Origin of the sequence: Paraglaciecola sp. (genome assembly GCF_051252315.1) — a bacterium.
In the GTDB taxonomy this organism is placed as follows: Bacteria; Pseudomonadota; Gammaproteobacteria; order Enterobacterales; family Alteromonadaceae; genus Paraglaciecola.
In genome coordinates this window covers 1-8,099 of record NZ_JBPOFP010000161.1, presented here as the reverse complement: position 1 = coordinate 8,099, position 8,099 = coordinate 1, and the positions used below count along the sequence as shown (strand labels likewise).

General features: G+C 37.7%; 8 protein-coding genes. 3 read left to right on the top strand and 5 right to left on the bottom strand.

The genetic code is table 11. From position 1 onward, the window contains the following. Window positions 1-606: 606 nt before the first annotated feature. Complete coding sequence (locus tag ACSHXM_RS19940) at window positions 607-1,452, top strand: HDOD domain-containing protein (RefSeq protein WP_435691833.1); 846 nt, start codon at window positions 607-609, stop codon at window positions 1,450-1,452. 20 nt (window positions 1,453-1,472) lie between these two features. On the opposite strand, the gene ACSHXM_RS19935 is transcribed toward ACSHXM_RS19940, so the two are convergent. Both ACSHXM_RS19935 and glgC read right to left on the bottom strand, forming a co-directional pair. Next, complete coding sequence (locus ACSHXM_RS19935) at window positions 1,473-2,282, bottom strand: acyl-CoA thioesterase (protein ID WP_435691831.1); 810 nt, start codon at window positions 2,280-2,282, stop codon at window positions 1,473-1,475. A 278-nt stretch (window positions 2,283-2,560) separates the two neighbouring features. Continuing rightward, window positions 2,561-3,823, bottom strand: coding sequence for a glucose-1-phosphate adenylyltransferase (glgC, locus tag ACSHXM_RS19930; RefSeq protein ID WP_435691829.1), 1,263 nt, complete (start codon window positions 3,821-3,823; stop codon window positions 2,561-2,563). A 219-nt stretch (window positions 3,824-4,042) separates the two neighbouring features. Here glgC and ACSHXM_RS19925 point away from each other — a divergent pair, with 219 nt between their 5' ends. Next, the gene (locus ACSHXM_RS19925; protein WP_435691826.1) at window positions 4,043-4,981 is read left to right on the top strand and encodes a helix-turn-helix domain-containing protein; all 939 of its coding nucleotides are present in this window, start codon (window positions 4,043-4,045) and stop codon (window positions 4,979-4,981) included. Between the two features lie 91 nt (window positions 4,982-5,072). Then, the gene (locus ACSHXM_RS19920; protein ID WP_435691824.1) at window positions 5,073-5,567 is read left to right on the top strand and encodes a hypothetical protein; all 495 of its coding nucleotides are present in this window, start codon (window positions 5,073-5,075) and stop codon (window positions 5,565-5,567) included. Here the strand turns inward: ACSHXM_RS19920 and lgt are convergent. The 3 genes from lgt to ACSHXM_RS19905 form a co-directional block, all read right to left on the bottom strand. Then, window positions 5,564-6,340, bottom strand: a complete 777-nt coding sequence (lgt, locus tag ACSHXM_RS19915; RefSeq protein WP_435691822.1) for a prolipoprotein diacylglyceryl transferase — start codon at window positions 6,338-6,340, stop codon at window positions 5,564-5,566. The two genes, ACSHXM_RS19920 and lgt, sit on opposite strands and share 4 nt — an antisense overlap. Window positions 6,341-6,464: 124 nt before the next feature. Then, entirely contained in the window at window positions 6,465-6,692 is a 228-nt protein-coding gene (locus ACSHXM_RS19910; RefSeq protein WP_435691820.1) for a hypothetical protein, read from the bottom strand. An 11-nt stretch (window positions 6,693-6,703) separates the two neighbouring features. Next, the coding region (locus ACSHXM_RS19905) for a response regulator (protein WP_435691818.1) at window positions 6,704-8,099 on the bottom strand (1,396 nt) is incomplete at its 5' end.

The following is an 8,099-nucleotide window of genomic DNA, read 5'->3' as shown; positions in this document are numbered from 1 at the left end:
GGTCGTTAGCTCAGCTGGTAGAGCAGTTGACTTTTAATCAATTGGTCGCTGGTTCGAATCCAGCACGACCCACCATCTTTTGTTCTTTCCCAAGAGTTGCAAATCCCCCTAAATATTGAATTAATCCGTATCGGTACGAAAGTCGTGCAGGATGAGAACCAGCGTGGTTCGACAAAATTGTCTGGAACAATATTGAGCGTCGTTCGCGACGACCCGAAGGACGTAAGGCAGGACGACTGAAGTAATCCAGCCTTAAATTTTATGAAAACTTCAAATTAGTCAAATACACATCCCTGATGATAGTCACCCAAACTCGACATCCTTGTCGAGTTGCTTAGCCAGGCGCAGCTGTGCTGCTAAAGAAACTGGCTAACCCCCACCATCTTTTCAAAACATTCTTCATGTTATTGTTACTCGCAATTTTATTCACACCAAAGCAACCATTTCGACTGAAAACTGATCCCATAAAAAAATTTATTAGTCATTAATTTTATGACAAAGAGTTGTTTCGGCTAATATTTTTCTATTTTTTTGCAATTCCGCATGCGTTCATTTGATTCATCGATTACACTTTACGGTAATGACTGAAAAGGTGAACGAATTTAAATGAAAGTACAAGATTACGCGGTTAAAGCTGACAACGTGTTTGTATTGCCAGAAGCGGTAACTAAAATTAAGCAATTGATTGATGACGATTCCACCTCCATGGATGATATCGCAGAGGTCATTAATTACGACCCAGCAATCATGTCGCAAGTTTTAAAGATATCTAATAGTGCTCTATATAAATTTCCAAGTACCATTACTACGGTTAGTAAGGCCATCCAAGTCATTGGGACGCGATCTGTTTACGATTTAGTTTTGGCTTATGGTGTGGCTTACGCATTTAAAGATCTAAATAAGGAAGTTATTGATTTAGATAAATTTTGGGAACAAGGCGTTAATTGTGCCTTACTGGCAAAATACTTTGCGGAAGAAGTGGGTATTAAAGAGCCTGAAAAGTTATTTGTGTGCGGTCTATTACATAACTTAGGGGAATTGGTTTTGGTTCAGGTAAATCCTGACATTGCCAAAAAGAACACCTACCTGAGTTCTAGTACTAGACCCGTAGAATTGCAGAAACAATATCTTGGGTTTTCTTACTCGGATATCTCCGCTGAATTATTAAAACTGTGGGGCATTCCAGCAGACATTTCAAAGATTGTTTCAAGTACCCATGTCACTGAAAAGCAAGCGACGACACCCGAAGAAAAAATATTACAACTAAGTTATGTATTGGCGCTTAATAATGTCTATGGAGATTTTTACGCCAAGCATGATGGTATTACTCCAGACATGTACGAAGCTCTGGATTTGGAGATAGAGTGTGTTGATAACGCCTTAGACTTCAGTAATTTACAACTCATGAGTGCAATGGCTTTGTTTAGCCCGTCGTCTTTTGCGATGTTTTAATATTTATCATTAATGCTGGGTTACCCAAATACGGTGACAACCTGCCGGCTAATAGCCACTAATTCATTTCTAGAATCCCAAATGTTAGCTTCGGAATGCACGTAGCCTTCAGCGGCCTGTCTGGTTGACGCTTGATAGCCAAACCATTCGTCTCCAGAAATAGGTAAATGTGGGTGAATAAATTCAAGGTTCCAGCTCATGGTGCTGGCCATTTTGGGCAATTTAAACATTTGTAATGTAGTGGGTGGCCAAGCGTCGATAAGTGATACCAAATGCGCATCAGTAAATATTTCTGGCGGCTTTTCAAATCGCATCCAACCATGAATGTCAGATTCTTTTTTTCCGGTAAAAGGCAGCCCCCCTTTCACTTTAGCTAATTGAAAGTGACTTAAAAACTTAGGTGTTATTTTAGGGATGCGTGGTAAGAAACTAGGTTTTGAAGGCAAAGGCATATCATGGTTAACTTGGCTTTCTACTCTAATTTTTGATTCTCTTGCCGTGCCAAAGCTAGCTTGACTCATTACTGCAGTTTGCTCGCCTTGGATTATTTTTCCTAAAATTTGAGTGACATTTTTGCCCTGTCTTAATATTTCGACTTCAATCCGTAACTCTTTGTCTAATTCAATGGGACCAATAAAACTGGTGTTTAAGCTTCGTAACAATTTGTCAGGCATCACGACTTGTTTCATAGCCACATAAACTAAAGCCGCAGACAATCCACCGTAAACCGTTCGCCCTTGTCCCCAGGAATTTGGAATTACTAATGTTGCACTGGATTGCGTAGGAGTAATTTGATTTTGTACAGACTCAAATAAAGTATCAATATGCATAAGTGTACTTAAACAGTTATTTTCAATAGTTATACTTATTAACTGGTCTGATGTCTATAGTTGAGGGGATTTATCTACAACAATCACTAACTTATTACCCTGCTCGACAAATTAAATCTGTTTCGTCACCTTGTAACAATTGGAGTGTATTAAATAATCCAGTTGTGTTGAGCTGTGTTCGCTTTTATTACTGATACTTGTTGCGGGGGCTAGTAATGTAAAAAGCCGCTCAGAAAGCGGCTTGGAAGTTATTTTACGTGAATCAGATGAAGGAAAACTTAGTAACCGACTTTTAGTCCCAACATCTCTCTTGTGACTAATACAACGCCTTTGTCTGTTACACGGAAACCTCTTGCTAAGTCGTCTTCACGGCTGTGGCCTATGGTCGTACCTTCAGGGATGACACATCCTCTGTCGATAATAGCTTTGCGTATTCGACAATTTCTTTCTACTTCTACATCGGGTAGTAATACTGTGTCTTCTACTTCACTATATGAGTGCACTCTTACATTTGAGAAACACAAACTTCTTCTTAGAGTTGCTCCCGAAATAATACAACCTCCAGATACAACCGAATTGATCGCGGTACCTCTGCGATTATCTTCTTCCCAGACAAACTTTGCTGGGGGTAGCTGCTCTTGATAAGTCCAAATTGGCCATTTCTTATCATATAAGTTTAGTGCGGGTTTAGGCGACACTAACTCCATATTGGCTTGCCAGAAAGAGTCTAATGTACCAACATCGCGCCAGTAGCTTTCTGCTTCACTGTCTGAGCCATACGGGTATGCATAAACGGCATTGTCTTTAATAATGGAAGGAATAATGTCTTTACCAAAATCACGTTCTGAACCAGAGGTTTCAGCATCGCGTTTTAATTGGTCAAACAAAAATTCAGTATCGAAAACATAATTACCCATAGATGCTAAACACATAGTTGGGTCATTTGGTAAAGGTGCAGGATTTTCAGGCTTTTCTTCAAAACCTATAATTCTATAATTTTCATCAACAGTCATTACGCCAAATTGTCCAGCCGCTTCTTCAATAGGAACGGGCATACAACAAACGGTCATTTTGGCACCTGACTCGTCATGTTTAGCGATTAAATTACCGTAATCCATTCGGTAAATATGATCTCCAGACAGAATCATTACAAATTTAGGTAACTCATCACGAATAATATCGATGTTTTGAAAAACGGCGTCTGCGGTGCCTTCATACCAATGATCTGAATATCTTTGTGATGCAGGTAATATTTCAACTGATTCGCCCAGTTCTTTTTTAAAGTGGCCCCAGCCACGAACTAAATGACGTATTAATGAATGTGATTTGTATTGTGTTACAACACCAACATTACGAATGCCTGAGTTGATGCAATTAGAAAGGGGGAAATCGATTATGCGAAACTTGCCACCAAAATATAAGGCTGGTTTTGCTCGCCAATTTGTCAGTTCATAAAGTCTTGACCCTCTGCCTCCAGCTAAAATAAGCGCATACGTATCGCGGGTTAAATTACTGATGTAGCGAGATGGTTGATTTGCCATAAATCCGTGCTCCAATGTCAATTAAACAGCTTATTTTTTTTGTTAAATACCTTAACTCTTATCATTTTCCATTTATGAGTTTACACGACAGTGGACTAAATTCAATTGGCTTGATGGCTGAAAATTGTCAATTAAAAAGAAATGTTAATATAAGAGAAATTATTCTGGCGTATATTAAATGCTTGATTAATAATTAGCCATCGAACTAGGAGGGATTGAATGTATAGAGTTGCCATTTTAGCTTATGATCAGGTCGCCACCTTTGAACTCGCGTGTGCAATTGAAGTGTTTGCATTGCCTAGGCCTGAATATAAAAATTGGTATCAAACTGAGGTTGTTTGTTTTCAATCTTCTCCTATCAAAGCGACGGGCGAGATTCAAATTTCTTGTAAGTTTATTCAAACCTTAGATGACTATGACATTCTAATTGTGCCAAGTTGGAGCGCAGTTAAGAATAATATACGTTTAAATATGGCTGAAAAAATCACTGATTTTGCAAATCAAGGCAAGCGAATTATTAGTTTATGTTCGGGAGCATTTTTGTTGGCACAACTTGGCTTATTACAAGGTAAACAAGCGACAACACATTGGCGTTATGCTGAAACATTTAAGCAGAGTTTTCCTAATGTTGAATATGTGGAAGACGTACTGTACACACAAAATGACAATATTTATTGCTCTGCTGGTAGTTCAGCTGCATTAGATTTAGGATTAGAAATAGTTAGGCAAGACTTTGGTTACAAAGTGGCTAATCAAGTTGCTCGACGTTTGGTTATTTCTCCTCATAGAAATGGTGGACAATCTCAATATATTGAAACTCCAATTGTTAAACAACAGGGGCAATTCAGCCGCACTCTAGATTGGGCAATTACAAATATTAGTCAGTCACTTACTGTCGATGATTTGGCATCGCAAGCTAAGATGTCTAGGCGTAGTTTTGATCGGCACTTCAAGCGAGCGCTGGGGACGTCTCCAAAATCTTGGTTAAACCAACAAAGAATCAATTTAGCCAAGCAGGTATTGGAAACGGAGAGTTTATCAATTGAGGAGTTAGCGCTAAAAGTTGGCTATGAAAATGGTATTACCTTGAGATTCAATTTTAATAAATATGTTGGAGTGTCACCCAGTCAATATCAAGCTCAATTTAATCAGCATTGAGTTTGATAATTATGTGTTTAATTGATTAATTATTGACACTAAGCATTGCTTTGGTAGAATTATTTTCCCTATAGTTTGCAAGGATGTGCAAATGATTGACAACATTGTAAGTTTTGATGGAAGTACCAATTTTATTGATGACAATATAGGTATGAACATAAAGGCTGAAGTAGGACGTTTTACCGTTCATGGAAGTGTAGAACTTCGTGTCAAAGATAGGATCTTAGAAGTCGAAGGTGATGGCCCTTGGAACATTGAAGCTGTTACTCAAGCTAATCAAAGTTTTTCTTCTTTAATAAAGGAGCTTTCGGGAAGTCCTTGGGGAGCGTTAGTCGTGTTACAAGGCGATCCTATATATGTCCCAGATGCCGCAGATTATCTAGTCAATTCAATACGTAGTGAGTGTCAATCTGGTCGCGTGGCAACCGCCATTATGGTAGAAAATTCAAACTCTCCTGAATTTGCGAAACGACATCTTAGTGATATCTATAAAAGAGCCGGATGTGATCATCGCTTTTTTTCAGAAAAAGCAGAGGCTTCTTGGTGGTTAATACAAAAAATAACCTCTGCACAGGGGGACGTTTAAGTTCGTTTCACCGAACGAATTATTAAGTAAAGGCCAACCACAAAAAATGGAATGCTTAACATCTGGCCAGTATTTATCAACACATCATTTGCGTATGCCGCTTGTTTGACCTTAACGAATTCAATTAAAAACCTCGCTGTAAATACCATACTTAAAAACAAACCAAGGGTTGCACCCGTGTAATGTTTTATTTTGGTGAATCGGTATAAACCCATTAATACGATGAATATTAAAAGGTAAGACAGTGATTCATATAATTGTGCTGGATGCCTAGGTAGAAGGTCAATCCTCTCGAATATCACAGCCCACTTTACATTAGTTTGAACACCAATTATTTCGGAATTCATAAAGTTTGCAAATCGAACAAAAAATCCAAATAGTGCAGTGGATATTGCTAACCGATCTAATAACCATAGGTAATTAAGTTTATGTTTTTTCTGGAAAAAATATACCGATATGATCACGCCTAGTCCGCCACCATGACTGGCTAATCCACCTTCCCATATCGCTAATATTTTGAAAGGGTTGCTTAGGTAATAGCCTGGGTCGTAAAAAAAACAATGGCCTAATCTTGCACCAACAATGATTCCTACAACACAATATACTAACAAGGAATCTAACACTTCTAACTTGATCCCTTCCTGTTTAAAAATCCATTTCATTACTTGTAGGCCAGATAATATTGCCGTGGCAAATAGTGCTCCATACCAATGTATTTTTAGTCCGAATAAGGAAATTAAAACAGGGTCAATATTCCACGTAAAATATTCCATTTAATTAAGTTTGCCTCTTATTATTAACTTGAGTGGAGCCGAGTGACTTTAAACGGTAAAGAAAAGCCCTACCGATCCTAATCGTATTGTACCTGATAGATAAATCCCAAACCGATAAAATGTCTTATTTTATTTTGGATTTTCGAGGTAAGCGACCAGTAAATACCATGTAGTAACAAATAAAGCCTAAGGTCGAAAATATTAACATACTAATTGTTACGTTTTTCCAGCTGACAAATAGCAAGGTATATAACAGCATGCCAATGACTAAAAGGGTGGGACTGGCTACTAATGCAATTAATACTCTAACATTAGCAGGAATGGTTTTTTTAGGTGCGTTTTCTGTATTCATTTTCCGCCTATTTACCCACCGTCTAAGGTGATGCGTATTTTGTGATAGCGCTCTTGTTGTGCTTCGTTTAAAACGGAGTTTTCAATGTTCTTAATACACTTTTTAAGCAAATGCTTAGACGTTTTACTTAACCCTAATTTACTCGCTTTTAAAGAGATAACTTGCAATAAATTAAGTGCTATAGATATATTTTTGGGCATCAAAGTAAATGCTTTAGTAAACGTATCTAAAGCGTTATCAACGTCTCCTTTTTGATAATAATCTACAGCTGAGTTATTTAACTCTTTTGAACTTTGTTTGATCGCTGATTTTTCTTCTTTTTCTTGATGAATATAATGTAAAAATATTTCGCCTTGGTCTACATCAACCTTGCAACGGTTTTCGATTTGTTCCAACATTGCTTGAGAGCGCTCATGTAACCCCAAGTCATGAAATATTTTAGCTTTGTCTAATAATGAATCGATACTATCATTGTCCCAATTATCTTCATCTAATTGGTCTAACAAAGCCAAAGAATTGTCTTTTTCATCATCTAAATAAAATAGTCTAGCATTGATGATTTGGATTTGTTCTTCCATCTCTGCCTTTGGAAATACCTGTTTAAATTGGCGTACGTATTCTTTGGCTTGTTTTATTAATTTGTCGGTATCTGCCGCTTCTGTGGTCATCGCATAATCAATACCGGCCCTTGCAACGTTTAAATAGTTTTCAGGCTTATCATGTATGGAATTTTTAGCAAACCTTACTATTTTTTTGGCCGCTTCAAATTGCGTTTCATAATCATGGGTAATACGAGATAAATCCATTGCTGTTTTATGTCTACGGATACTTCTCGGAGATATCTCTGTGGCCATCATGACGCATTCTAATGCAGTATCGAAGTCGTTTTGTTTTATTTGTAATGCAGTTAATAAATCATATGCCGCTAATTGAGAATCTGCTTTGAAGGCTAAGCGTAATACGAGCTTTTCGGCAAGTTCGTCTTCGTCGAGTCTAAGATAACTATTCACTAATCCTAACTGGGCCCAAGTGAATGTCTGTACCTTTAAGATTGATTGATAAAACTCTTTTGATTGCTTGAATTGCCCCGATGCCGCTAACATCTCGCCTTTAATTTTTAAAGCAATTGGAAAAAACTCAGCGTTTTTTGGGGTTGCCAAAAACAATTCTACTTGAGAAAGTGCTTTGTCGTACTTGTTGGTTTCTATGGACAAATAAATGTCATGCAAGGCTTGTTTACGATCTAATACTCGACTTAATCGTCGATCAAGTTCTTTGACGGTAAAGGGTTTAGCTAAGAAATCATCTGGCTGTAACTCTATGATACTTTGAACTAAATCAGAGTTTGTATCGGCACTAATAAACACAAAAGCAGTGCTAAGAGGAAGTTCACCATTAGCTTTAATT

Coding starts and splice junctions, on each gene's coding strand:
- lgt (WP_435691822.1), bottom strand. CDS start 6,340: ATGGAATATTTTACGTGGAATATTGACCCTGTTTTAATTTCCTTATTC.
- ACSHXM_RS19910 (WP_435691820.1), bottom strand. CDS start 6,692: ATGAATACAGAAAACGCACCTAAAAAAACCATTCCTGCTAATGTTAGA.
- glgC (WP_435691829.1), bottom strand. CDS start 3,823: ATGGCAAATCAACCATCTCGCTACATCAGTAATTTAACCCGCGATACG.
- ACSHXM_RS19925 (WP_435691826.1), top strand. CDS start 4,043: ATGTATAGAGTTGCCATTTTAGCTTATGATCAGGTCGCCACCTTTGAA.
- ACSHXM_RS19920 (WP_435691824.1), top strand. CDS start 5,073: ATGATTGACAACATTGTAAGTTTTGATGGAAGTACCAATTTTATTGAT.
- ACSHXM_RS19935 (WP_435691831.1), bottom strand. CDS start 2,282: ATGCATATTGATACTTTATTTGAGTCTGTACAAAATCAAATTACTCCT.
- ACSHXM_RS19940 (WP_435691833.1), top strand. CDS start 607: ATGAAAGTACAAGATTACGCGGTTAAAGCTGACAACGTGTTTGTATTG.